This window comes from Streptomyces sp. CA-106110, from assembly GCF_050936285.1.
Lineage (GTDB): Bacteria > Actinomycetota > Actinomycetes > Streptomycetales > Streptomycetaceae > Streptomyces.
Genome location: NZ_JBNJNB010000002.1, coordinates 546251 through 568960 on the forward strand (window position 1 = coordinate 546251; position 22710 = coordinate 568960).

Sequence of the window (22710 nt, forward strand, 5' to 3'; positions counted from 1 at the left end):
AGGCTTCCAGGTGGTGAGTGGACCCGTCGGAGGGGTCTTGGCACGCGACGGCCCCACCATTTATCGTCATGCAGACATTTATTGGGCAAGGAGCTCTGTATGGCTGTCAGCGACGTCCTGGGCGATATCGTCGCGCCCCTGAACACCGTGCTGTTCGACTTCGGCCGCGATGCGGTGACCTGGGCGGAGCTGCTCGGCTTCGCCACGGGCGCGGCCTGCGTCTGGCTGACCGTCAGGGCGAGGATCGCCAACTTTCCCGTCGGCATCGCCAATAACCTGTTCTTCCTGGTTCTGTTCTGGAGCGTCCAGCTGTACGCCGACGCCATGCTGCAGGTCGTGTACCTGATGCTGGCCGCCGTCGGCTGGTGGACCTGGCTGCGCGGCGGCGAGCGTCGCTCCGCCCGCCTGATGGGCCACGCCTCCGCGCGCTCCGTCGTCGTCTTGCTGCTGCTCGCCGTACCCGCGACCTGGGGACTGACCGTAGTGTTGACCCGCGCCCAGGACATCGCACCGTTCTGGGACGCCCTCACCACCGCACTGTCGCTGGCCGCCCAGTGGCTGCTGAACACCAAGTCCTACGAGAACTGGTACTTCTGGATCGCCGCGGACGTGGTCTACATCCCGCTGTACTTCGCCAAGGTGCTTTACCTGACTGGCATCGTCTACGTGCTCTTCCTGACGATGTGCCTGCTCGGACTGCGCAGCTGGCACCGGGAGCTGGCCGCCGGCCGGTCGACCGCTGCAGCGGAGCTGGTGCGCGCATGACGGCCCCCTTCGACCACGGACTGGTCATCGGCAAGTTTTACCCCCCTCACGCAGGTCACCACTTCCTGGTGCGCACTGCTGCGGACAGCTGCCGTCGCGTCACGGTCGTGGTGATGGCAGCCGACGTGGAGTCGATACCGCTGGCCAACCGGGTCGGCTGGCTGCGCGAGGCGTACGCGGACCGACTCCAGGTAGCCATCGCCGGCGTCGTCGACAACCTCCCGGTGGACTACAGCAGCGACAGCGTCTGGGCAGGGCACGTCGCCCTGATGCGTGAGGCGGTGGCCGCCGGAGCGCATGCGGCCGTCCCGGTGGACGCGGTGTTCACGTCAGAGCCGTACGGCGCTGAACTGGCGCGCCGGTTCAGCGCGGCGGACGTCCGCCTGGACGCTGCACGAGAGACTTTCGCGGTCTCCGGTACCGCGGTCCGCAGCGACCCGGTGGGCCGCTGGGACGCACTGGAGCCGCCGGTGCGGGCCTGGTTCGCCCGGCGGGTGGTGGTGCTCGGCGCCGAGTCCACCGGCACCACCACGCTCTCCCGCGACCTGGCGGAGGCACTGCGTATCCGTGGCGGTCCGCATTCGCTCACCCGGTGGGTTCCCGAGTACGGGCGCGAATTGACCGTCGCCAAGCTCGCGGTGGCCCGTGCGCTGGCCGCTCGCCGTGGCTTTCCGGAGCCCACTGTTTTCGACCTGGAGTGGAGCGACGCCGACTTCGAGGCCGTCGCCGCCCGCCAATCGGCGGAGGAGGAACGCGCGGCCCGAACGGGCGGGCCTGTGCTGGTGTGCGACACCGACGCGCTGGCCACCACCGTCTGGCAGGAGCGGTACGTCGGCCGGACCACCGAGGCGGTGCACATCCTCGCCAACGCTATGCCGCCCAGGGCGCTGTATCTGCTCACCGGCCATGAGGATGTGCCGTTCCACGAGGACGGCCTGCGCGACGGCGAGGAGTTGCGGCCCTGGATGACCGAGCGGTTCCGCAAGGTGCTGTCCGGTCGCGGCGTGCCCTGGCAGGAGGTGCGCGGCGATCGCTCGACCCGGCTGCGACTCGCCCTGGAGGCAGTCGCCCGGCTGCTTGAAGAGGGCTGGCGGCTGGCCGTCCCGCTCGGCTGAGGGCGGCGGCACAGCGCGATTGACAATGCCGACAGCACAACAGCGAATTCGGAACCTCCCGAGTCCACGCCGCAGCTGCCCGAGACGGGGGTTGTAGTCGTCGATGTCGCCACCTCCGCCGAAGACGGCCCGACGGTGGCCGCCTGGGTGTCGGCCGGCACGCTCCGCCTGGTCCTTACCGCTGCGGACGGGTCCTGATGGCTGTGATCGCGCTGGCCGGGTGCAGCGGTGCGCCGGGGGTGACCACGAGCGCTCTGGCACTGCTGCTGGCGTGGCCGCTTGAGCCGGGTCGGATGATCCTTGCCGAGTGCGACCCGGACGGCGGCGCGGTGTCGCACGGACTGTTGCTGGGCCAGCTCGGTGACCGATACGGGCTGCGGAATCTGTCGGTTGCCGCGCGCAAGGGTGAGTTCGGCGAGGCGTTCTGGCGGCAGCTGATCGATCTGAGCGGTGAGGACGGCCGGGACGAGTCCCCGCGGGATCGGCTTCTGCTGCCGGATATCACCGATCCGGCTCAGGCGGCGAGCCTGGGCCCGGTGTGGAAGGCGCTGGCGGTGGCGTTCCGCGGGATCGAGGCCGTCCGGCTCAGGGCGCCATGGAGTCACCGTTAAAGGCACTGTCCGTGTCCTTGGTCAGCTTAGGCCGCGACGCGCCCGGGCCGATCTGCTGGTCGCTGCGCAGCTCCCGTAGCCGCGAGAGCAGATCCTGCATGGCGGACATCGGCAGCGCCTGGACATATGCAGAGATGTCACCCCCGCCGATGTAGTCCGGAACGTCAAACTTCGCGAACTCGCGGACGATACGGATCATCGCGGCGTTCTCCGGCCCCAGCAGCGCCACCTCAGCCTTCAGGTCGAGGGCGACACGCCGGAACTCCTTCTGCGCCTCGTATTCGTCGATCCTGTCTTTGAGCTTAGCGTTCTCGACTTCCACCTCCAGCCTGTCGCCCTGCATCTCCGCGGCGAACTGCTCCTTGAACGCCGCATGCAACGAGGGGTCGTCGGGCATGAAGTTGCCCAGCCTGGTGTCCAGCACCTCGATGCCCCACCTTTCCAGAGCGTGCTTGACCTTGTCCGTGAGGTCCTTGCGGGTGTCGTGGTAGCGATTGAGGAACTCGCGTACCGAGCTCGTCGTGGCGATCTCGCTGAAATACGCGGCCACGGTGACGCCAAGGACGTCTCGCACGAACCGCTGCATCGGGGCGGGGTCGTCCACCAGGCCGCCCAGTCCCTGTGTGCGGACGCCGCCGAACTGGCTGACGAGCCTTGGCGCGATGCTCCGCGGGATCCGCAGGTTCTGGGAAATCTCCACGTGCAAGCGGTAGCCCTGCACGTTGACGGTGATCTGCCCGAGGTCTGCATCGTAGTTGGTGGCCTCATCGGTGTGCTTCTTGTGCCACTTCAGGATCAGCACGCGGGTCGGGATCAGCATCACACGCGCGAACCAGGGGTTGAGCGCGTAGCTGGTGCCCTCGCCGAGCGTCTCCTCCTGCACACCTCTGCAGCCTCCGTTGGCCAGGAACACCCATGGCAGGCGGAAGCTGCGGTGCCCGTTCACCCAGGGGGCGACCGTGGTAGTCGCGTCCCGTCCGGGCTCGGCCCCGTCCAGCGTGACCACCACACCCGTATAGCCCTCTTCGATCGAGACCTCCTTCAGGTGGGCCTCGGTCAGCCCGTCCCGGGAGGCTGCGACGTTGTCGACGGTGACGACCTCGAACAGCTCCGGATTGATGTCGTAGTACGCCCCGCCGCCGAGGACGGCGAGTTGTCTTCCCTGCTGACCACCGCCGAGCAGGAACGCCTGGCCGTCCTGAAAGTTGTCGCACTCCACATGGCGTCCGAATCTCTGGTCCGCTTGCCTGACCGTGCCGTCTTTCGCCTGGACCAGGCCGACCGTGCCCGCGGGCACATAAGTACGCGGCATCATCCGGACGGTGAACAGCCGGGTGTTGATGTAGTACGACTGGCCGCCGGCAAGGGTGGCCAGCTGGACGCCCTGCTCGCCGCCGCCGAGGAGGAACGCCTGGCCGTCCTGGAAGCTGCGGCATTCCACATGACGGCCGAGCGCGCGTCCGTCCGTCCGGGTACGGCCTTCGGTGGCCGAGACCAGGCCGATCATGCCCACCGGAACGTGCACTCGGGGCACGTATTCAACCGAGTGGATGAACGGGGTCAGCCAATGGAACCCGCTGGGGAGCAGGGTGCGTGCGAGCACACCTCGTGCGCCGGTCGGGTTGATCTGCTTGAACGCAGGGTCCGGGTGCGTCGGGCCGAATCGTCGGGTGATGATGCCGACGTGGCCGGAGGGCACCACGACACGCCCGGCCCAGCCCACCCAGGCAGCAACTCCGACCAGCACCACAAGGGGTATCACAACGTCCATGAGGCGGCCTTCCACTCTCGCAGCCGCGCGTGGACAGCCAGCACGGTCGCGCTCCAACGGTCATACCAGTCGGGATGGTTCTGCTGATGCGGGTCCCGCAATGTCGGGAAGAAGCCGGACCGCCTGCCTGGCCCGGCTTGTCGCACGAAGTCGCTGTACAGTCTGGGCACCGGGTCGTCCGGCGAGGCACGCCAGCCCAGCGCGGCACTTAGGTCGGGGAAGCGCGGACCGCGCCGCCCGGGGGCGGGTGCCAGTGCCAGTTGCCGTCGGAATCCCTGCCGCCCGTGGCTGTGGCCGGCCCGCACCGCGTCGATGCCGGCCAGCAGCTCCAACGGCACAGCGGTGGCGTGGCGTTCACTCAGCCAGCCCTGGGTGAGCCGGCCCGCCTCCTCCATGACCAGCCGCGTGGTCAGCAGGTCGGCGTGCTCGTACTCGTCCTCGGCGAGATGGGCGCGTAGCTGCTCGAGCGCGGCCGAAGCCGACACACGCACTACCGGGGGCGCCGGGATGCCGACACCCGTCGGGCGGGCGTCGGGCAGCTGGACCGGGCGGCCCTCGGCCACGTCCTTGTGAATTCTGCGCAACAGCTCGAGTTCCGCCTCATCGAGCAGCCCGCCGTCGCGGGCGTCCACGTGCCAGGTGGCGGCGAGATGGTAGTTGACCTCACCATGCAGCAGGACGGGGACGAACGGGCGGCCATGCACCTGGCCTTCGAGGATCATGCGGGTGATGTCGTCGGAGTCCTGGGACTCGGGGGTCATCACGACGACCACCGCCACGGCATACCGGAGCTGCTGCCGGATCGTCCAGAAGTGAGCGTCCCCCGGGCGCAGGTCGCCGACCGACCAAACCCGCAACCCCTCCGCTCTCAGTTGTCCGGCCAACAGCCGGCCGTACGCAGCATCGGCGGGCGCGTAACACACCACGAAGGCGGGCTGTTCCGGCGCAGTGACCGGCCTGGGCGCAGCGGGTTGGGCGCTCGCGAGATTGTCGTCGGGCCGCGAACTGCCCGCGGGGATGGGGCGGCCCGCGACAACGGCCGCGAGTTCGGCGACCTTCTCACGGAACGCCTGGCCGGTCGCCCCGCTGAAGTCGCGCCACACCCGGTTGGCGGCGAACGCAGGCGGCTGCGCCCGCTCGAGCAGAACCGGTATGAATCTCAGTCCACGTCCGGCAGAGGCGGTGGCCAACGCCGCGTACTCCTCCATGGCTCGGGGGAGCGTGCCGATGCCGGGCTGATCACAGCGATGCCGTGCGCGGCGGTAAGGAGAGCAGCGTCCACCTTGTGGACCACTACGTCGCCCGGTTCGATGCTCCACTGGTCGAAGAACAGCGACACCCCGTGTCCGGCCAGGTGTGCGGCCAGCATCCTGGCCCAGGCGGCATCCTCAGCGGCATAGGAGAGGAACACATCGTTCAACCTGCCGGACCTCCAGGGTGAGCGGTGGCACGGGCCGTCAGTTCCAGCGAGACCACGGTAAGGTCGGAATGCGCCATTCCACCCCGTTGTCACACAATCAACCCGACCGTGCGATCAGCAAGTGATGAGAAAACTGCTGGACAGCTCGTGGTAATCCCCTCCGGAACTGTATTCGGCCACGCGCACGTCAAACCGGCTGCCCGGGAAGGAGCCGTAGAACTCCTGGTCGGGGATGGCGAACGTCGCCCGGAAGCAACCGCGGCTGTCGGTCGGAACGGACCCCATCGAATCGAGGTAAAAGGTCACTTCGACCTTCCCGTTGGCCACCACACCGGATCCGCTCACGGTGATCCTGGTATGGATGTCACCGCTCGACGGAGAGAGCGACAGCCCGCCTGCGGCCGGACAGACACCTCCCTGCGCCGTCGATGGCGGATCCGAGGCCATGGACGAAGCGCGGCCCTGCGGCATGATCCCGCAGCGCCCGCCGTCGCCGCCGAACAGCTGCGAAACTCCGTAAAGGATCGCTGCCGCCCCCACACCTGCCACGACCAGTCCACGGACGCGCTTCGCCCGCCCCAGCACTCGGCGCCGCCCGACGAACGGGGTCGCGGGCGGTCGGGACCGGGGTGGAAGCTGAGACCGCGCCCGGGACCGGGGTGGAAGCTGAGACCGCGCCTGGGATGGGGGTTGGTACTGGGGTCGGGGCTGAGGCTGAGGCCGGAACAGAGGCTCGGACTGGGGCCGGAACAGAGGCCGGGGCTGGTCCTGGGGTTGGGACCCACGCTGGGGCCGCGACTGGGGTTGGTAGCGAGGCCAGCGCTGGGGCCGGGGCGGAGGAGTGGAACGGGTAGGGGAAGGGGTTGCGCGTTCCGCGTCGGCCAGAGGAGTCGACACAGGCGGGGGCAGTTCCTCCAGCAAGGGCGCGGCAAGGTTCCTCAGCGCTGCCGTGCCGCGCGTTTTCCAGTGGGGTCCGAGCTCCGTCACCGCCACGCGCTCCACCGCGCTCGCCAGCGTCCTGGCACCGGGGCGCAGCGCGGGATTCTTCGTCAGCCCGTCAGCGAGCAGGGGGCGCAGGGGCCCGGGGACCGCCGTCATCGGTACCGGCGCCGTGGTGTGCCGTGCCATCAGACTGAACAACTGCACCACGGGAAAGGGAAGGTCACCCGTCAGGCACATGTGGAACACACAGGCCGCCGCGTACACGTCGGCCGCGGGCGTGGCAGCACCGTCTCCGCGCCACAGCTCCGGCGCACGCACTTCGGGCGCCCCTGCGGTCAGCGCGGCGAGTCCGAACCCGGACACCGTCACCGCTCCGGCACCGTCGATCAGCACTTTGGCCGGTCGTAGATCTCCATGGACCAACTCGCGGTCACTCGCGGCGGCCAGCGCCCGCAAAATGCGATGGAACACCACCAGCGCCGCCGAAGCGCGCAGCCTCCCATGCACCTCCAGCACCCGCGACAGGGCGACGCCTTCGACCGCGTCGCTCACGAGCGCGCCGCCTACCGCCGAGGCGGAACGGCTGTACGCGGCAGCGAACCCCTTCGCCTTGACGTACCGGCGCAGCCGAACCACCTCGGGCACATCGATCCCGGCCAGCCGCTCGAGGTCCGTCTGGAAGGCCTCGGCGCGCCGTCGATGGATCAGCAGCCCCGCGGGCACGTACCGCACGACCACAAGTCCGCCGCTCTCCCCGTGGACCCGCGCCAGCGCCGTCCGCCCGCACCGCCCGTCGTGCAGTTCCCGCACTTCGGTGCTCCCCGGCACCCGCCACGGCCGTGTCACCATCGCCATCCGCTGTGGTGGGCAGGTGTGCAGCGCACCGCATCCAAGGGGTAGTACAGGTTCTCGTCCGCCCACAACGTGGTCACCGTGACCACGGCACTGTCGGTCTTGCCGTACCGGCCCACCCACTGACGGCCCACGTTCGCAGTCGCCCGACCGTCCTTGCGATCGCCGGAATCGTCGATGCCCAGCACCCCACCCGGATGCGCAGCCGTGCGCGGATTGCCCAGCAACCGTTGCAGACGCCGGGCATTGATCCGCACGTGCTCCCAGAGGGATTCGGAGCGGAAGAACTGCAGCCGCTGCACCGCGGGATGCCGGGCTCCCATCACCGGTTCAGCCCCAGCCAGACACGACAGGGTCTCGTTCCGCTCCCGCGGCGCCAGCAACCCGGTCAGATACTGAAGAAAACCCCGACACCGAGCCAGGGAGTCGAACAGACCACCGAAGCGGGCAGCGTACGGTTCCAGCGGGCCCGGAGCTGGCGGACACGGACGACGAGCAGCCATCACACCCACCCCTACTCGTGGCGATTCCGTCGGCGGACGACCGCAGCGCCTCCTGCGGCCGGAGGTTGACCACATCACCGGGCTCGATACTCCACTCGGCCGAGCATGGCGACAGACCGTGCTCGACGAGTTGTGGGGCCAGCTGTCCGGCCCAAGCGGCGTCCTCCGTAGCGCAGGAGACGAACACGTCGTTCAACGGCGGAACCCTCTCGGAGGAGGACCAGGCTAAGGGAGGAACGCCCGCCTCCGCCCCGCTCTCGCGCAATCGGCACCGCACGGTGAGAAGAAGGAGGATCGCTTGAGGTCAGAGGAAGTGTGCAGGCAGCGGTTCGGGGAGGCATTCGGGGGCATGTCTGCGAAGGCGACCGGGATCATGTCCGAAGAAACGTCCGGGGAGATCGTCTGCGAGCACCCGCAAGTCCTCCCGCCCGAGCCGCTCCCAGTCCGGGCCGCACTCGGCACGCGCCGCCCACTCAACTTCGGCCGCCAAGTCATCGGCGCCCGGACGCGTCACCGGACCCTTCGCCAGCCCGACGCACAGCGGGGCGCGCAGCGGTCGGGCAACGGCTCGGGGCGGCACCGCAGCGGTGACGTGCCGGGCCATCAGGCTCAACAACTCGCGCACGGGAAACGGAAGTCGCCCGGTCAGGCACAGCTGGAACAGGCACGCGGCCGCATACACGTCGCCTGCGCTCACCGCACCCCCGCCGCCGCGTCACAGCCCAGGCGCACGCAGCTCGGCTGCCCCGGCTGTAAGCGCGGCGCGTCCCAACCCGGTCAGCAACGGACGTCCATCGACGCCGACAAGCACCTTGCCGGCCGCACATCACCGTGGACGAGTCCGCGCCGGTACACGGCGGCCAAGGCTGGCAGCGTCTACCGGAAGACGACGAGCGCGCCCGGCACGGACAGCGCACGGCGCCGCTCCAGCACCCGCGCCAGGCTCACCCCATTGACGGCATCGCCCACGAGCGCGCCCCCGACCGCCCCGGCCGACCTGGCGTACGCCGCCGTGAGCCGGGACGCCTCGACGTACTGGCGCAGCGGTACCGCCCCAGGCAGCTCGACACCCGGTCAGCCGTGCAGCGTCCACGCGAAAGGCGGCTGCGCGGGGCCGGTGGATCAGCAGGGCGGCGGGTATGTAGCGCACGGCGACGAGGCCGCCGTTGTCGCCCTCGCTGCGGGCCAGCACGGTACGACCACGGCGCCCCCGCCGTAGCACGCGCACCTCGGTACCGCGCGGCAGCTGCCACGGCCCGGTCACCACCAGGTCAGGCACCCGCCTCGCGCCGCTCCCGCAGGGCGATCCGCGCCAGCCGGTCGACTTCACCCTCGTAGCCCTCGCTGCCCGGCCCGCCACCGAGGTCCACCGGCTGCCGGATGGCGGCGAACGGAGGGAGACCGGCGCCACCGACACGCGCGGGCACGAAACGCAGACCGCCGTCGTACGTGCGCTGGAGCAGTGCCGCGTACTCGTCCCGGATTCTGGCGTCGGCCATGCTGCCCACGCCGAACAGCAGTACACCCAAGGTCGCGTCGGCGAGCGCCCGTTCGGCCTCCAGGAGCGGGATGAGCCCCGGCTCGACCCACCTCACCAGGAACGCGGACAACCCTGCGTCCCGCAACCGGCCGGCCAGCGATTCGGCGGCACCGGCTTCGGCATCGGCGTACGACACGAAGACGTCGTACGGCCTCTGCGGCTGCCCTTCCGGGGGCCGCCGCCGCGGCGCCCGCACCTGCCGCCGCCGAACCATGTCCCGTACGGGCACATAGGCGAAGTACGCCGACGCCACGGCGGCGACCACACCGACGACGGCAACAGCAAGGTTGGCCCCCTCCATCATGACCCAAAGTCTAGGGTAATTGCCCCCGAATGCAGACGGACTGTCTCCTCGCCCTCCACGTCCACCGACCGGACCGCCAGGAGACGGCACCCCTCCTGCTCCTCGTGACGCAGGTCGACGCCAGGCCTTCCTAGCCCGTCGGCCGCCAGCGCGCCCGCCAGCCATCCGGCGCCGCCTGGCTACTACGCTGGTATCCCCTCTTCCCCCGGGTCCTGTTCGTGCTGACGGGCGCCTCCCGACACGTCCTGCGCCACCGGATCCGTGATCTACAAGCCATGGACGCCCAGCACCCGCTCGTCGCCGCCCTCGCCCGCGACGTGCCCCTCGGCGCCGCAATCCTCGAAGACCTCGAAGCACATGCACCCACCGCAGACGTATGGACGCCACTGACTGGAGGAGAGTCGTGTCCCTGGACCCGGCTGTGACGGTGCGAGTCGTCCTTTGGCGTCCGCGTCTCTCGGCGAGGTCGATCAGGCTCCGAGCGCGAGGCGCTCACCACCACAGTTGTCCCGGCGCCGGTGCAGCTCGGCCACAGATCCCTTCCGGAGCATTCGTGGAACCTGCACATCACGACGTCGTCACCCGGCACACTACGGTTGCGGGCTGGAAGTCGATCCAGAACAGCACCGGGCATGATGCGACGACACCGTTCGACCACGCGGCCATGCCACGGCAGACGAGGAAGTCAGTCCAGGTCGTCGGGGTTGATCCCCTGGGCCCGCGCCAGGGCGAACAAGACACGCTCAGTAGTGTCGAGACGCTGCGTGATCGTACGATCCCCTGCAGTACCGATCGCGGCAGCGAGGGAATCGATGTTCCCGAATGCCGTGGCCTGCTGCTCACCGATTCGCTGGAGCTGCTCACCGTGCTCCGCCAGGGTGCGACCGGTGCGGAACGCCTCCGCCTTCAGATCCCGCAGCCGCTCGTCATACGTAGCCATCTCTCGCGCCATAGCCCCCATCCTTCCAGACCCACGCCGCTCGCTGGGGGCGAAGACCAGTACCCCCGGCACGCCCTGTAAGCAAGTTGAAAGTTTACCTAAGCAAAGGGGTTCCATGGCTGAATTCGAGCCAAGTTACCAGCGCTACCGCGAAGTTCGGTCAAATTCGATCGGGCATATGCGTAACCTTCTACTATCGCAAACACGGAACTATAGCTCCACCAGCCGCGAACGGACTGCGACGCACCTGCGCAGCCCAAGCCAGCGGCCGCATTGCACGGGATCGTCACGGGGAGACAAGTTGACACCAACGCCAGGCCGCCCAGCAAGGTTCACTCGCACTCGCATCCGAAGGCACGCGCCCGCTACAGCGGCCGCGGGACTGTGCGCCGCGCTGGCTTTGTCCGCGTGCAGCAGCACCCCGAACAAGCACTCTGAGCCCCCGTCATCCGCTGCCGTCATGCCGTCCGCCACCCAGGACGCGAGGAAACAGGCCGCCCGGAACGCCGCACTGGCCGCCTGGCACGGGATGGACGCCGAGATGGTCAAGGCGTACCACCAGAACCGGTCTTCCGGCACCAAGCTCTCGATGTACGCCGCAGACAAGGCCCTGGCGAAGATCGAGAGCGAGCTGTTCCAGTACCGCCAGGCTGGCGTCCACTTCGAAGGAGAGCCGAAGTCGACAGCGAAGGTCACCGCTGTCGACGTTGAGTCCACCCCGCATAAAGCCACCGTCACCGAGTGCCTGGACACCAGCGGCTGGAAGGCGGTGCAGGGCAGGAAGAACGTCACCAGTGCCAACCAGGTCCAGCGTTACACCGTGACCGGTTCCGTCCGCACGATCGGCAGGCAGTGGAGGGTGGTCGACTACGACGTGGACAAGGAGAGCACATGCTGACCCGTCCCCGATTAGCGACCCCTGCCCTCGCGTTAGCGCTCTCATTGGGCCCAGCTGGTCTCGCTCATGCAGGAGGCGACCCCACCGTCGCCCCGCCCACCGACTGCGGCGACATGAGGGTCTGCATCGGTGTTGGGACCAGCGGGTCCAATGCCAAGCTGTCCGGCGCAAGCAGCGGCAAGCGCACCGCGAGGATCTCCAGTGGCAAGAAGCGCACCTGCAGCGCCTACTTCGCCGGCAGCAAGGCCGGCGGACCCGACGAAAAGGGCGCCAGCGAATACGACGTACCCTGCGAGGATGCCGAGCTGGGCTCGTTCTCCGGGAGCTGCTACTACAAGAAGGCCGACCCCCAGCCTGCGGTCGGCGACCCCGCCTGGCAGGGACACCAACCAGGCGACGGGGCGATCTATCAGCGCAGCTGTCCCTTCGGCGTCCCCGGCAACGGGGTCCTGGCCGAAGGCGACGTGTGGATGGCCCAGCCGCCGACCGCGGCCGCCGTCGACCCCGCGCAACTCGCCCAACAAGCCGTCGACGAGATGAAACTCGCGGGTCCGGACATCGCCAGCCCACGTGCGGCCGGCCAGTACATCGTGGGTGTGCCGATGTGGATGTTGGTGGACCAGAGTCCGACGACGTACGGTCCGAACTCGGCGACTGCTACGGCGGGCGGTGTGACGGTTACCGCGACGGCGAAGGTGTCGAAGATCGTCTGGAAGATGGGCGACGGCTCGATTGTGACCTGTCATGGACCTGGCAATCCGTACTCGGCGGTGTATGGGAGGCAGGAGTCGCCGGCGTGCGGTCACACCTATACGGCCTCGTCGGCCTCCCAGCCGTCAGGCGCGTACACCGTGACCGCGACATCGACGTGGACGGTCGACTGGCAGGTCGCCGGCGGCGGTGGAGAAACCGGCCGGCTTCTCGAATCTCGGCAGTCCCAGATGCAGGTGGCGATCGGCGAACTGCAGGTCGTCCGGTAACAGGTGCCGGAAGGAACCAACGGTGAGCAAGACGAAAGAACGCGTCAGCACAGCCAGCACGCACGGCATCCCCGCGCAGGGGCAGGTGGCCGGCCCGGTGCCGCCTCCTCGCGTGTCGGCCCGCCGGCGTCGGCCCGGGGTGATCGCTCTGTCGCTGGCGTTGATCGCCGCCGGGGGCGCGGGTGTTGCGGTCCTTGTGCTGCAGGTCGGCCACCGAACCCAGGTGGTGACAGTGGTCCGTGACGTGCAGGTCGGCCAGGTGCTGACCGAGCGGGATCTGGGCAGGGCGTCGGTCGCTTTGGATCCGGCGGTGAAGGCCGTGCGTGCCGAGGACCTCGACTCGGTAATGGGCAAGCGGGCTGCTGTGGAGCTGACGCCCGGTTCGCTGTTGGCCCCGTCGCAGGTGACGAAGGATTCCCTGGTCCGGCCGGGCGAGCAGGTGGTGCCGATCGGGTTGAAGCCGGAGGAGGTGCCAGCCAGTTCGCTGGTGCCGGGGCAGAAGGTGCGACTGGTGCACGTGCCTGCCCAGGACGAGACGGACACGGGACGAACGTCCGCCGTCATACCGCAGACGTTGGCGGGTCGGGTGGTGAAGGCCTCCCAGGCCGCTCCGGGTACGGGGGTTGTGGTCGTCGATGTCGCCACCTCCGCCGACGACGGCCCGACGGTGGCCGCCTGGGTGTCGGCCGGCACGCTCCGCCTGGTCCTTACCGCTGCGGACAGCTCCTGATGGGCGTGATCGCGCTGGCCGGGTGCAGCGGTGCGCCGGGGGTGACCACGAGCGCTCTCGCGCTGCTGCTGGCGTGGCCGCTTGAGCCGGGCCGGAAGATGATTTTGGCCGAGTGCGATCCGGACGGCGGCGCGGTGTCGCACGGGCTGTTGCTGGGCCAGCTCGGTGACCGGTACGGGCTGCGGAATCTGTCGGTTGCCGCGCGCAAGGGTGAGTTCGGCGAGGCGTTCTGGCGGCAGCTGATCGATTTGAGCGGTGAGGACGGCCGGGACGAGTCCCCGCGGGATCGGCTGCTGCTGCCGGGTATCACCGATCCGGCTCAGGCGGCGAGCCTGGGCCCGGTGTGGAAGGCGCTGGCGGTGGCGTTCCGCGGTATCGATGCCGACCACGGCCACGACGTGCTGGTCGATGTGGGGCGCGGTGGGGCGTTCGGGCCGTCCGCTGTGCTGGTCGAGCAGGCCGACACGGTGGTTGTGGTGGTGCGCAACACGTTGCGCTGCCTGCAGGCGGCCCAGGCGCGGGTGGGTGCGTTGGAGGAGCGGGTGGGCGATGTCGGCCTGCTCGTGATCGATGAGGGCCCTTATCCGGCGGGTGAGGTGCAGCGGGTGCTGCAGGTGCCGGTGGTGGCGACGCTGCCGTATGCGCCGAAGGACGCCAGGGTGCTGTCCGATGGTGCCGAGCAGCCGCGCCATTTCACCAGGAGTGCGTTGATGAAGGCGGCCCGTACCGGCAGCACTTTGCTTGCGCAGCGGGCTGCGGTGCGCAGGGCCCGCCTCGCACCGCGCGACGTAACCGGCGGGGAGGTGGCTCATGCGCGGTAGGCCGCTGCACGGCGATCCCACCGTGGCTCCCCCGCCGGGCCGCCCGCGGCAAGCCAGCGGGATGCCGGTCGGGTCCCCAGCCGGCGGGCAGCCTGCCGCGGCGGACACGGTGCGGGCCGTGGTCGACTACAAGGTCGCCCGGCACATCGCCACCCAGGTCGCCCGGCAGCGCGAGGAACTCCTCAAGACCGCTGCGGGGGTGGACCGCGCCACCGAAGAGCAGCACTGCCTGAACTGGATCAACGAGGCGGTCGCGTTGTGGTCGGACGCTCAGGGCGTCGAGCGCGGGCTGAGCCCCACCCCGCAGGAGGACGACGCTTTGCGGCGTGCCGTCTACGACCTGCTGTATCGGGCGGGCCGGTTGCAGCCGTATCTGGACGATGAGCGAGTGGAGGACATCCTCATCCACGGCCCGGATGAGGTGTGGCTCGACTACGGCGACAGGATGCGCCAAAGGGTCGGACCCGTGGCGGACTCCGAGCAGGAACTGCTGGAGATGTTACGGGAGTTGGTGAGGGATTCCGGTCACAGCGAGCGCACCATCTCCACCGCGAACCCGACCCTGGCGCTGTCGCTGAAGGACGGCTCGCGTCTGCAGGCCATAACGGGTCTGGGGCCGATGACGTATGCGGTCATTCGCCGCCACCGCGTCGCAGACGCCGACCTGGACGATCTGGTGCGGCTGGGAATGATCGATGCGGTCCTGAGGGAGTTTCTCGGCGCGTGCGTGCGCGCGGAGAAGAACATCATGATCGCCGGGAAGCAGAAGGCGGGCAAGACCACGCTGCTGCGGGCGATGCTCAAGGAGTTCGACCCGCAGTGCCGGTTCGCCACCGTGCAGAGTGAGGACGAGTTGTTCGCCCACGCGGACGGCTACCACCGTCAGGTGGTCTCCCTGATCGCGCGGGAGTCCAACGGGGAGAAGGACGCCACCGGGCGCGGCGCCGGTGAGGTCACGCTGCTGGATCTGATGCATCCCGCTTTGCGGATGTCGCTGGAGCGGATCGTGGTCGGCGAGGTCCGCGGGCCGGAAGTGGTGGCCATGATGCAGGCGTTGACGAACGGGGCGGGCGGCAACCTGTGCACCATCCACGCCCGCCGGCCCGACACCGTCTTCGACCGGATCGCCGAGCTGTATGCGCTCGCCCAGGGGAATCTGTCCGAGCAGCTCGCCTACCGGCAGAGCGCCAACGGTCTGGACTTCATCGTCTACGTCGACATGACCGACGAGACGCAGATCGGTGGCCGCCGCCACCGTTACGTCTCCCACGTCCTGGAGGTGACCGGGATCGGAGAGAGCGGTCGGCCCGCCACGAACGAAGTCTTCTGCCCGGGCCGGGAGTTCGGCGAGTTGCGTGCGGTGCCGCGGATGGACCCGGCGTGTGTCGATGACCTGCGCCGGGTCGGGTTCGACTCCCATCTGCTGCAACAGCCGTACGGGGCCTGGCCCAAACCGCTGGCGCTCAAGGTGGGGGTAAGCACATGACGGTGCTGGTGGCGTTGTTGGGCGGCATGGCGGTGGTCGGCGGTGTGCTCGGCGTCGTCGTGGGGGTCGTGGGGACCACCGCACCGCGGCGGGCTGCGCGATGGCAGCGGTGGAGGGCCTGGGCGGGGCAGGAGCAGGAGCAGGCGGGCGATGTCCGGCTGCGGCGGCGGATGCTCGCCCTTTCGGCGGTCGTGGTGTTCGGCGCGGTGTGGCTGGTGTCGGGGAACTTCGTAGGGGCGGTGCTGCTTGGCACGGCCGTGGTCGGGGTGCCCTGGCTGATCAGCCCGGCCCACCGTGCGCAGGAGCGTATCGGCCGGCTGGAGGGCTTGAGTGAGTGGACGCAGCGCCTGGCCGGGCTGCTCAGGTTGGGCATGGGCCTGGAACAGGCGATGATCACCAGCCGGAAGGGGCCACCGGACGAGCTCGCCGTCCAGGTCGGGGGCCTGTCCGACCGGCTGCGGCTGGGCTGGCGGCCGGAGCAGGCGCTGCGCGTGTTCGCCGACGAACTGGACGATGTCACCGCCGACAAGGTGTGCGCGGCGCTGATCCTGTCCGCGGGCGATCGCGGCCCGGGTCTGGCGCAGGCGTTGGAGGACCTGGCCCAGACGGTGCGCGAGGAGGTCGCCAAGAAACGCTCGATTGAGGCGGATAGGGCCAAGCCGCGCACCACGGTGCGGTGGATGACCCTCATCACCCTCGGTGTGATCAGTGCCGGGTTCTTCATCCCCTCCTACACCCGGCCCTACTCCAGCCTGCTGGGCCAGCTGGTCCTCGGTTTCCTTGCGGCCGGCTTCGTGGGTGTGCTGGCGATGATGCGGCAACTGGGCGTCTTCCACCGTATCCCGCGCTTCCTGATCGCCGATGCGCGCAGCACCGTCCGCACGCCCGCTACCGCAGGCGGGCAGGCCGCAACCACTCGGTCCGGCTGGGACCGCCGGCCGGACGGAGGACGCTGGTGAATCTGTGGCCCATGGTGCTCGCCGGTGGCACCGTCGGTGCGGGCACCGCGCTGCTGGTGCGGGAAGTACTGCTGGGTGCGCAGCCCGCCTTGGCGCCCGCTCTTGCACGTCATGCCCCCGGCGGCTTGAGCATGCCCGAGCCGGTACTGGGCCGTGAGGAGGTATGGGGGCGGTGGCTGCTGGCCCGCCTGCAGCGGCTGCCCGGCGTCACCATCCCGGTCACGAACCTCGCCCTGCTCGGGCAGGGCCCGGGCCAGTTCATGCTGAAAAAGGTAGCGCTGGCCGCGCTCGGCCTGCTGTGCCCTGTGCTGGTGACCATCCCGTGGATCATCGCCGGCCTCTCGCTGCCCCTGTATGTGCCCGCCGCCGTAGGCCTCGTGGTTGCGGGGCTGCTGTTCCTCACCCCGGATCTGGCGGTGCGCGATGCGGCCCGGCGGGCGCGCAAGGAGTTCGCGCACGCCCTGTCGGCCTACCTCGACCTGGTGGCGTTGAAGCGGGCCGCGGACGCCGGCCCGACCGAGGCGCTGGAGAAAGCGGCCCAGGTGGGCCGCGGCTGGCCCTTTCTGCTGGTGCAAGGCGCCCTGCGCCGGGCCCGGTTGGAGAAGATCCCACCCTATCAGGCGCTCGCCGACCTCGCCAGCGAGTACGACCTGCCGGTCCTGGATGACGTCGCCGACATCATGCGCGGTTCGGCCACCGACGGCGCCGCGGTCTATAAGGCCCTCAAGGCGCGTACTGCCGCGTTGAACGCCGAGTTGCTGGCCGATCAGGCCGCCGAGGCGAACGCCGCCAGCGAGAAGATGACCGCCCCCGGTGCCCTCCTGGCCGTGCTGGTGATGTTGCTGATGGCGTTCCCCGCGGTGATCCGCATGCTCACCGTCTGACACCCCGACCGACCCCACCCACCCTTTCGGATTCTCTTTGGAGGAGGCCACCTTGAAGCGCACCGCAGCCCGTTCCCACCGTGTTTGGCGCCGGCTTGCCACACGGCTCGAAGAAGGCCTGGCGGACATGGCGCGCCGGCCGGACCGCGGCGACATCAGCATCACCACGGTCATCATCTGGGTCGCCGCCGTCACCGGTGCCCTGGTGATCGCCGGGACCATCGCCGCCGTGGTCGCCAAGTACAACGGCAACCTCGCCGGGATCTAACCCGATGACCGCTTCGGTACAGCGTCAGGCCTGGTGGCAGGGGCGGCGGTGGCGCGATGACCGCGGGGACGCTTCCCTCCAGATGGCGATCGTCTACCCGTTCGTGCTGCTCGCCACGATCGCCGTCGTCCAGGCCTCCATGTGGTACTACGCCCGGCAGATCGCGCTGACCGCTGCCCGGGAAGGCGTCTTCGCCGCCCGCGCCTACCAGGCCACCCCCGCCGAGGGTGCGGCGCGGGCGCGTGAGGTGCTGGGGCGCACCGCCGGGGACAGTCTGCGCTCGCCCGCCGTCTCCACCGCGGGCAGCAGCACGCAGCGGGTGCGGATCCAGGTGACCGGGCAGGCGCAGTCGATGATCCCGGGCCTCGCGGGCCTGCGCATCCGCCAGTCGGCCTCCGGCGCCGTCGAACGCTGGACGTCAACGGGAGGGTGAGGCTGATGCGCAGCACGAGGCGCTACTGGATGCGGGCGCGAGGGGATGAGGGCAGCGTCGCGCTCGAGGCCGCCATCATCCTGCCGTCGCTGATCATGTTCGTGTGTCTGGCGATCGCGGGCGGACGCCTCGTCACCTCCGGCGCGAAGATCGACGCGGCCGCCGAGGACGCGGCCCGGGAAGCTACCCTGCAGCGCACCGCGGCCTCCGCTCAGCAAGCGGCCCATGAGGCGGCCACCGAGTCCCTGGACGACCAGGGCATCGCCTGCGCGGCCACCAGCGTCACCGTGGACACCGGCGGCCTTGATGCGCCCGTCGGGCAGGTCGGCACCGTCACGGTCACCGTGAACTGCACGGTGAATCTGTCGGATCTGCTGCTGCCCGGCGTGCCCGGCACCCGCACCCTCACCTCGAGGGCGACCTCCGTCGTCGACCAGTACCGGCAGCGAGGAGGACCACAATGACCCTCCCCCCGGCAGGCCCGTGCGCCAGGCGCCCCCGGTGGTGGTGCCGGCGCGCGCGGTGGGGCGATCGCGGCGGCGTCACCGTCTTCGTCGCCGTGTGCACCCTCGCCCTGATCGGCATCATCGGGGTGGCCGTTGACGGGGGCGGCACACTGCGCGCCACGGAGCGCGCCGACTTCATCGCCGGTGAGGCAGCCCGCGCCGGCGGAGAGGCCATCGATCCCGCCCAGGCCATCACCGGCACGGCGATCGTCGTCAACCCCCAGGACGCGCAAGCAGCCGCCCAGGCCTACCTGCACTCTGCGGGCGCCACCGGCACCGTCACCGTCTCACGCGACGGCACGAGGCTCACCGTCACCGTGACCGGCTCGTACACCACAACCTTCCTCCCGGCCGTCGGAATCGGCTCCATGCCCGTGACCGGCCACGCCACCGCCACCCTCCTGCACGGCGTCACCGCACCAGAAGAAGTAGGACACTGATGCGCACCCCGCACTCCCCCGCAACCGGTCCGACGGTGGCCCGCCTCCTCACCGCCGCAGCCAGTCTGCTCACCCTGACCGGCGCGCTCGCCGGGCTGCCGCTGCTGCTGGCCTGGGCCACCCCCCTCGTGTGGGCCGCCGGCCACGACGACCTCACGCACCTGCTGACCCGGCCCGACACCGGGGCGGTCTTCCTGCTGCTCCTCCTCGCCCTCGGATGGGCCGGTTGGGCACAGTTCGCCTTCTGCACGGTGCGGGAGCTGATCGCGCAGCTGCGCGGTGTGACCTGGCACGCCCCACGCGGTCTTGGCGCCTCGCAGCGGGCCGCGGCGGTCCTGATCGGCAGCATCCTGGTGCTGCTGCCCACAAGCTCCGCTCTGGCCTCCCCCGCCCAGGCCGCGCAACCGGCCACCGCCGTCCACCTGCCCCAGCAGGGACAGACGGCGCAACGAGCGGCCGAGGCCGAACAGAGCGCCACCTCGGCGGGCGACACCCGCACCTATACGGTGCGCGAGGTGCGGCCAGCGGAAAGCCTGTGGAGCATCGCCGAAAAAGAGCTGGGTGATGGGGAGCGGTGGCGGCAGATCGCCGCACTGAACGAGGGCCGCACCATGGCCGACGGGCAGGTCTTCCGCGCCAACGGCTTCCTGCAGCCCGGCTGGCAGCTTCGACTACCCGCTCCTGCGGGAGCAGCGCACAGCACGCACCCGCAGCCGGTCGACAACTTGCCCACCAGTGGCGGCAGCTCGCGTGTGGTCACGGTGGAGCCCGGCGACTCCCTGTCGAAGATCGCCCAGGACGAGCTCGGGGACGCTGCCCGGTGGCCGGTGCTGTTCAAGGCCAGCAAAGGCGCGCCGCAGCCGCAGGGCCTGCCGGACATCACCGACCCGGATGTGATCTACGCGGGCCAGCAGGTGATCGTGCCCCACGCCCCACCGACACACCACGACCCGGACTCCGGCGACCGACATGGCAACCAGCCGAGCAACCGGCCGCCCGCCAAGAGCCCATCGGCCCATCCTCGTGACGGCGGGCATCAGCCCAGCCGCCATCCGGGACACGCGCAGGCTCCCCCGCCCCCGTCTGCCGCGCCCGCGCCGGATGCCCCCACGTCCCGCGCGCCAGGCAACCACCCATCCCGGCCGTCCGGCTCGGGGCAGGCGACCGACGCCGCAACGCCACATCCCACCGCACGCTCCTCTCCCCCGGCCCGCACACCCTCCGCCTCGACTGCTGCCCCACCGACCACCGCAGCAGCTCCACCGGCGCCCGCGTCCCCCTCGGCACGCCCCGTGGCGCCACCCCGGACCGTGCTCGGCGCGGGTGCTGTCCTGGCAGCGGCCATCACCGGTGCGCTCGCCCTGCGTCGGCTGCTGCAGCGCCGCCGCCGAAAGCCGGGTGAACAGATCGCCCTCATACCCGAGACCTCGCCGGCGGAGACTCAACTGGCAGCTGCCGCCGAGCCGCAGAGCGCAGCCCGCCTGGACCTGGCGCTGCGCACCCTGGCACACCAGGCCGCACACAACGGCGAGGGCGAGGGGCGGCTGGCGTCGGTGCGGGCGGCACGCATCGGGGCCCGCACCCTGGACCTCCTCCCGGAAGACCCCGCCAGCCAGCCCCTGACGCCATTCGTGGCGGGGCGGTCCGGGTGGTGGACGCTTCCCGACGACGCTTCCCTCCTGGACGACGAGACCGCCCGCGGCGTGCCGGCGCCGTATCCGGGCCTGGTCACGGTAGGAACCGCCGCGGCCGGTGACCTGGTGCTGCTGAACCTGGCCCAGATGCCCGCCCTGCTGCTGGAGGGCAGCCCGCTCCACATCACCGAGGTGTGCACCGCGCTGGCACTGGAGTACGCAATGAGCCCGTGGGCCGACGAGGTGGAGATCATCACCGTCGGCTTCGGTGAGGACCTGCCACACCTGCTGCCCACCTCCCGCATCGCCCACATGCGCCAGGCCGCCCACGCACTACGCGATCTCACCGAGCGGCTCCTCGAGGCCCACCAGACACCCACCCCGCCCCAGCAGCCCCATCCGCCCTACCTGCTGCTGTGCGCGGACGCCCTCGACGCGGACACCGCCTGGCAGTTCGCCGACCTCATCGACAAAGCCGACACCGTGCCGGTCACGCTCGTGGCCCCCGCAAGCTCCGCCGCGGCGCACTTCCCCCACGCCGACGTCCTCAACGCCTCACTCGATGAGCCGCAGCCACTGGAGTTGGTTGATACCGCCCTCACGGTGCAGCGCCTGGACCACGCGGCCTACCAGCAGGTCACCACCGCGCTTGCCGTCTCGGGACAGCCCGCCGAACCCGCCCAAGGCCCCTGGGAGCACGTGCCCCACGAGCCCGTCGCCCGCACACCGACCGCACCCGGCCAGCCGAAAGACCCAGCCAAACCCGGCGACGACAGCACGCCGGCCCGCACGACCGGCGTGCCGGCCCCCGCAGGGGACATGGGCGAGATGGCGGTGTTCCCGGCCCTGCCGGCCGCCTCCACCGACCCCGCCGCACCAGGCCTGCCCGTCTTCCAACACCCCGCCCCCGAACCCGAGAAGGACCGTGCAGGGGCCGGGCCGGCCGACCCGGCACGTGCCGCACAGGTGGCTCAGGGCGTCGCGCCCCGCGTCGATGCAAAGGACAACGGGAAGGAGCTGCAGGCGCCGCAGATCCGGGTCCTGGGGGCCATCGAGGTGGACGGGGTGGCCTTCACCGGTCACGGACCGCGCATCGCGCACCTGGCGGCGCTGCTGTATTTCCGTCCCGGTCGCACCGCCGACGTGCTGTGCGCCGACATGGACCCACTCCACCCCTGGACACCCGCCACCCTCAACGCCCGCCTGCAAGGCTTGCGCCGCGCGCTGGGCAACGACCCGACCGGCACCCCCTATGTGCCGCGGCGCCGCTTGGGCGAGGACCCCTACCGCCTCTCCCCCGCCGTCCGCTGCGACTGGAGTGATTTCCTCCACCTCGTCGAACACGCCCTGCCCCACGGCCCCACCGGCCTGCCCGACCTGGAGCAGGCACTCGGCCTGGTACGCGGACGGCCCTTCGGCGCCCGGCCCCTGCCGTGGGCCGAACCCCACCAGCAAGAGATGACCACCCGCATCATCGACGTCGCCCACACCGTGGCCACCTACCGCACGGCCGACGGCCCCCACCACGACCTCAGCAAAGCCCGCCACGCCATCGCCACCGGCCTCGACGTCGACGACAGCGCCGAACTGCTGTACCGGGACTGGATGCGTATCGAGCACACAGCCCACAACCGGTCCGGACTCCACACCGCCATCACCCGCATCCAACAGGTCAACCGGATACTGGACATCTCGCTCGAGATCGAAACCGAGCAACTCATCAACGACCTCCTCGGCAAACACCCGCACACGCCGCAGGTTGAGGCGCTATGACCCCCATCGAGCCGGCACGCTCCACGCTGCCGCGGCGCAACGGGCCAGATGCCGGGAGTGCGGCGCAGGGCAGTGCGTCCCATCACGGAGGGAGCACGACGTCATCGGCCCCACCGCCGGCGCCCCCTGGGTTCA

Annotated in this window: 21 protein-coding genes and 4 pseudogenes; 17 read left to right on the top strand and 8 right to left on the bottom strand. The window is 70.1% G+C overall.

Annotated features, from left to right (window positions below; translation table 11 throughout):
* The first annotated feature begins 99 nt into the window (after positions 1 to 99).
* From pnuC to ACQEXA_RS60135, 3 genes and pseudogenes are all read left to right on the top strand, one after another.
* A complete protein-coding gene (pnuC, locus tag ACQEXA_RS60125) occupies positions 100 to 765 on the top strand; it encodes a nicotinamide riboside transporter PnuC (RefSeq protein ID WP_433135180.1) in 666 nt (221 codons plus the stop codon).
* Complete coding sequence (locus ACQEXA_RS60130) at positions 762 to 1880, top strand: AAA family ATPase (protein WP_433135181.1); 1119 nt, start codon at positions 762 to 764, stop codon at positions 1878 to 1880. The genes pnuC and ACQEXA_RS60130 overlap by 4 nt, the downstream gene beginning before the upstream one ends.
* Before the next feature lie 197 nt (positions 1881 to 2077).
* Positions 2078 to 2458 (top strand): annotated as a pseudogene (locus ACQEXA_RS60135) (hypothetical protein); the annotation flags it as partial.
* Positions 2459 to 2465: 7 nt separating this feature from the next.
* On the opposite strand, the gene ACQEXA_RS60140 reads toward ACQEXA_RS60135, so the two are convergent.
* From ACQEXA_RS60140 to ACQEXA_RS60165, 6 genes and pseudogenes are all read right to left on the bottom strand, one after another.
* Positions 2466 to 4262 (bottom strand): SPFH domain-containing protein, encoded by a 1797-nt coding sequence (locus tag ACQEXA_RS60140; protein ID WP_433135182.1) that lies wholly within the window; start codon positions 4260 to 4262, stop codon positions 2466 to 2468.
* The gene (locus ACQEXA_RS60145) at positions 4250 to 5452 is read right to left on the bottom strand and encodes a TIR domain-containing protein (protein ID WP_433135524.1); all 1203 of its coding nucleotides are present in this window, start codon (positions 5450 to 5452) and stop codon (positions 4250 to 4252) included. Before ACQEXA_RS60145 ends, ACQEXA_RS60140 begins: the two co-directional genes overlap by 13 nt.
* Complete coding sequence (locus ACQEXA_RS60150; RefSeq protein WP_433135526.1) at positions 5422 to 5673, bottom strand: toll/interleukin-1 receptor domain-containing protein; 252 nt, start codon at positions 5671 to 5673, stop codon at positions 5422 to 5424. Before ACQEXA_RS60150 ends, ACQEXA_RS60145 begins: the two co-directional genes overlap by 31 nt.
* 123 nt (positions 5674 to 5796) lie before the next feature.
* Complete coding sequence (locus tag ACQEXA_RS60155; RefSeq protein WP_433135183.1) at positions 5797 to 7470, bottom strand: serine/threonine protein kinase; 1674 nt, start codon at positions 7468 to 7470, stop codon at positions 5797 to 5799.
* Positions 7352 to 7979, bottom strand: a pseudogene (locus ACQEXA_RS60160) (transposase); the annotation flags it as partial. The pseudogene ACQEXA_RS60160 and the gene ACQEXA_RS60155, both read right to left, overlap by 119 nt.
* Before the next feature lie 43 nt (positions 7980 to 8022).
* A pseudogene (locus tag ACQEXA_RS60165) lies at positions 8023 to 8256 on the bottom strand (toll/interleukin-1 receptor domain-containing protein); the annotation flags it as partial.
* Between the two features lie 96 nt (positions 8257 to 8352).
* Here ACQEXA_RS60165 and ACQEXA_RS60170 point away from each other — a divergent pair.
* Positions 8353 to 9198: a hypothetical protein gene (locus ACQEXA_RS60170; protein ID WP_433135184.1), complete on the top strand. Its 846-nt coding sequence runs from the start codon at positions 8353 to 8355 to the stop codon at positions 9196 to 9198.
* A gap of 52 nt (positions 9199 to 9250) precedes the next feature.
* Here ACQEXA_RS60170 and ACQEXA_RS60175 read toward each other — a convergent pair whose 3' ends face one another.
* Positions 9251 to 9823 carry a toll/interleukin-1 receptor domain-containing protein gene (locus tag ACQEXA_RS60175; protein WP_432921594.1) on the bottom strand — a complete coding sequence of 191 codons (573 nt, stop codon included), beginning with the start codon at positions 9821 to 9823 and terminating at the stop codon, positions 9251 to 9253.
* A 134-nt stretch (positions 9824 to 9957) separates the two neighbouring features.
* Here ACQEXA_RS60175 and ACQEXA_RS60180 point away from each other — a divergent pair.
* Positions 9958 to 10248 (top strand): annotated as a pseudogene (locus tag ACQEXA_RS60180) (replication-relaxation family protein); the annotation flags it as partial.
* A gap of 260 nt (positions 10249 to 10508) precedes the next feature.
* On the opposite strand, the gene ACQEXA_RS60185 reads toward ACQEXA_RS60180, so the two are convergent.
* Positions 10509 to 10763: a hypothetical protein gene (locus ACQEXA_RS60185; protein ID WP_433135185.1), complete on the bottom strand. Its 255-nt coding sequence runs from the start codon at positions 10761 to 10763 to the stop codon at positions 10509 to 10511.
* 460 nt (positions 10764 to 11223) lie between these two features.
* Between ACQEXA_RS60185 and ACQEXA_RS60190 the strand changes: the two genes are divergently transcribed.
* The 12 genes from ACQEXA_RS60190 to ACQEXA_RS60245 all read left to right on the top strand — a co-directional run bounded on the left by ACQEXA_RS60190 (position 11224) and on the right by ACQEXA_RS60245 (position 22575).
* Positions 11224 to 11661, top strand: a complete 438-nt coding sequence (locus tag ACQEXA_RS60190) for a hypothetical protein (RefSeq protein ID WP_433135186.1) — start codon at positions 11224 to 11226, stop codon at positions 11659 to 11661.
* A 113-nt stretch (positions 11662 to 11774) separates the two neighbouring features.
* Complete coding sequence (locus ACQEXA_RS60195) at positions 11775 to 12641, top strand: ATP/GTP-binding protein (RefSeq protein WP_433135187.1); 867 nt, start codon at positions 11775 to 11777, stop codon at positions 12639 to 12641.
* A 22-nt stretch (positions 12642 to 12663) separates the two neighbouring features.
* Complete coding sequence (locus ACQEXA_RS60200) at positions 12664 to 13371, top strand: SAF domain-containing protein (protein WP_433135189.1); 708 nt, start codon at positions 12664 to 12666, stop codon at positions 13369 to 13371.
* Positions 13371 to 14192 carry a hypothetical protein gene (locus tag ACQEXA_RS60205; RefSeq protein ID WP_433135190.1) on the top strand — a complete coding sequence of 274 codons (822 nt, stop codon included), beginning with the start codon at positions 13371 to 13373 and terminating at the stop codon, positions 14190 to 14192. The genes ACQEXA_RS60200 and ACQEXA_RS60205 overlap by 1 nt, the downstream gene beginning before the upstream one ends.
* Positions 14193 to 14253: 61 nt before the next feature.
* Complete coding sequence (locus ACQEXA_RS60210; RefSeq protein WP_433135529.1) at positions 14254 to 15678, top strand: CpaF family protein; 1425 nt, start codon at positions 14254 to 14256, stop codon at positions 15676 to 15678.
* Positions 15675 to 16637 (top strand): type II secretion system F family protein, encoded by a 963-nt coding sequence (locus ACQEXA_RS60215; protein WP_433135191.1) that lies wholly within the window; start codon positions 15675 to 15677, stop codon positions 16635 to 16637. Before ACQEXA_RS60210 ends, ACQEXA_RS60215 begins: the two co-directional genes overlap by 4 nt.
* The gene (locus ACQEXA_RS60220) at positions 16634 to 17521 is read left to right on the top strand and encodes a type II secretion system F family protein (protein ID WP_433135192.1); all 888 of its coding nucleotides are present in this window, start codon (positions 16634 to 16636) and stop codon (positions 17519 to 17521) included. Before ACQEXA_RS60215 ends, ACQEXA_RS60220 begins: the two co-directional genes overlap by 4 nt.
* A 52-nt stretch (positions 17522 to 17573) precedes the next feature.
* Entirely contained in the window at positions 17574 to 17789 is a 216-nt protein-coding gene (locus ACQEXA_RS60225) for a hypothetical protein (RefSeq protein WP_433135193.1), read from the top strand.
* A 4-nt stretch (positions 17790 to 17793) separates the two neighbouring features.
* Entirely contained in the window at positions 17794 to 18222 is a 429-nt protein-coding gene (locus tag ACQEXA_RS60230) for a TadE/TadG family type IV pilus assembly protein (RefSeq protein ID WP_433135194.1), read from the top strand.
* A gap of 5 nt (positions 18223 to 18227) precedes the next feature.
* Positions 18228 to 18686: a TadE/TadG family type IV pilus assembly protein gene (locus ACQEXA_RS60235; protein WP_433135195.1), complete on the top strand. Its 459-nt coding sequence runs from the start codon at positions 18228 to 18230 to the stop codon at positions 18684 to 18686.
* On the top strand, positions 18683 to 19168 hold the full coding sequence (locus ACQEXA_RS60240) for a TadE/TadG family type IV pilus assembly protein (protein ID WP_433135196.1): 486 nt from the start codon (positions 18683 to 18685) through the stop codon (positions 19166 to 19168). The genes ACQEXA_RS60235 and ACQEXA_RS60240 overlap by 4 nt, the downstream gene beginning before the upstream one ends.
* The gene (locus tag ACQEXA_RS60245) at positions 19168 to 22575 is read left to right on the top strand and encodes a LysM peptidoglycan-binding domain-containing protein (RefSeq protein ID WP_433135197.1); all 3408 of its coding nucleotides are present in this window, start codon (positions 19168 to 19170) and stop codon (positions 22573 to 22575) included. The genes ACQEXA_RS60240 and ACQEXA_RS60245 overlap by 1 nt, the downstream gene beginning before the upstream one ends.
* The last annotated feature ends 135 nt before the right edge of the window (positions 22576 to 22710 follow it).

Coding starts and splice junctions, on each gene's coding strand:
- pnuC (WP_433135180.1), top strand. CDS start 100: ATGGCTGTCAGCGACGTCCTGGGCGATATCGTCGCGCCCCTGAACACC.
- ACQEXA_RS60130 (WP_433135181.1), top strand. CDS start 762: ATGACGGCCCCCTTCGACCACGGACTGGTCATCGGCAAGTTTTACCCC.
- ACQEXA_RS60140 (WP_433135182.1), bottom strand. CDS start 4,262: ATGGACGTTGTGATACCCCTTGTGGTGCTGGTCGGAGTTGCTGCCTGG.
- ACQEXA_RS60170 (WP_433135184.1), top strand. CDS start 8,353: ATGTCCGAAGAAACGTCCGGGGAGATCGTCTGCGAGCACCCGCAAGTC.
- ACQEXA_RS60175 (WP_432921594.1), bottom strand. CDS start 9,823: ATGATGGAGGGGGCCAACCTTGCTGTTGCCGTCGTCGGTGTGGTCGCC.
- ACQEXA_RS60185 (WP_433135185.1), bottom strand. CDS start 10,763: ATGGCTACGTATGACGAGCGGCTGCGGGATCTGAAGGCGGAGGCGTTC.
- ACQEXA_RS60190 (WP_433135186.1), top strand. CDS start 11,224: ATGCCGTCCGCCACCCAGGACGCGAGGAAACAGGCCGCCCGGAACGCC.
- ACQEXA_RS60195 (WP_433135187.1), top strand. CDS start 11,775: ATGAGGGTCTGCATCGGTGTTGGGACCAGCGGGTCCAATGCCAAGCTG.
- ACQEXA_RS60205 (WP_433135190.1), top strand. CDS start 13,371: ATGGGCGTGATCGCGCTGGCCGGGTGCAGCGGTGCGCCGGGGGTGACC.
- ACQEXA_RS60210 (WP_433135529.1), top strand. CDS start 14,254: ATGCCGGTCGGGTCCCCAGCCGGCGGGCAGCCTGCCGCGGCGGACACG.
- ACQEXA_RS60215 (WP_433135191.1), top strand. CDS start 15,675: ATGACGGTGCTGGTGGCGTTGTTGGGCGGCATGGCGGTGGTCGGCGGT.
- ACQEXA_RS60230 (WP_433135194.1), top strand. CDS start 17,794: ATGACCGCTTCGGTACAGCGTCAGGCCTGGTGGCAGGGGCGGCGGTGG.
- ACQEXA_RS60235 (WP_433135195.1), top strand. CDS start 18,228: ATGCGCAGCACGAGGCGCTACTGGATGCGGGCGCGAGGGGATGAGGGC.
- ACQEXA_RS60240 (WP_433135196.1), top strand. CDS start 18,683: ATGACCCTCCCCCCGGCAGGCCCGTGCGCCAGGCGCCCCCGGTGGTGG.
- ACQEXA_RS60245 (WP_433135197.1), top strand. CDS start 19,168: ATGCGCACCCCGCACTCCCCCGCAACCGGTCCGACGGTGGCCCGCCTC.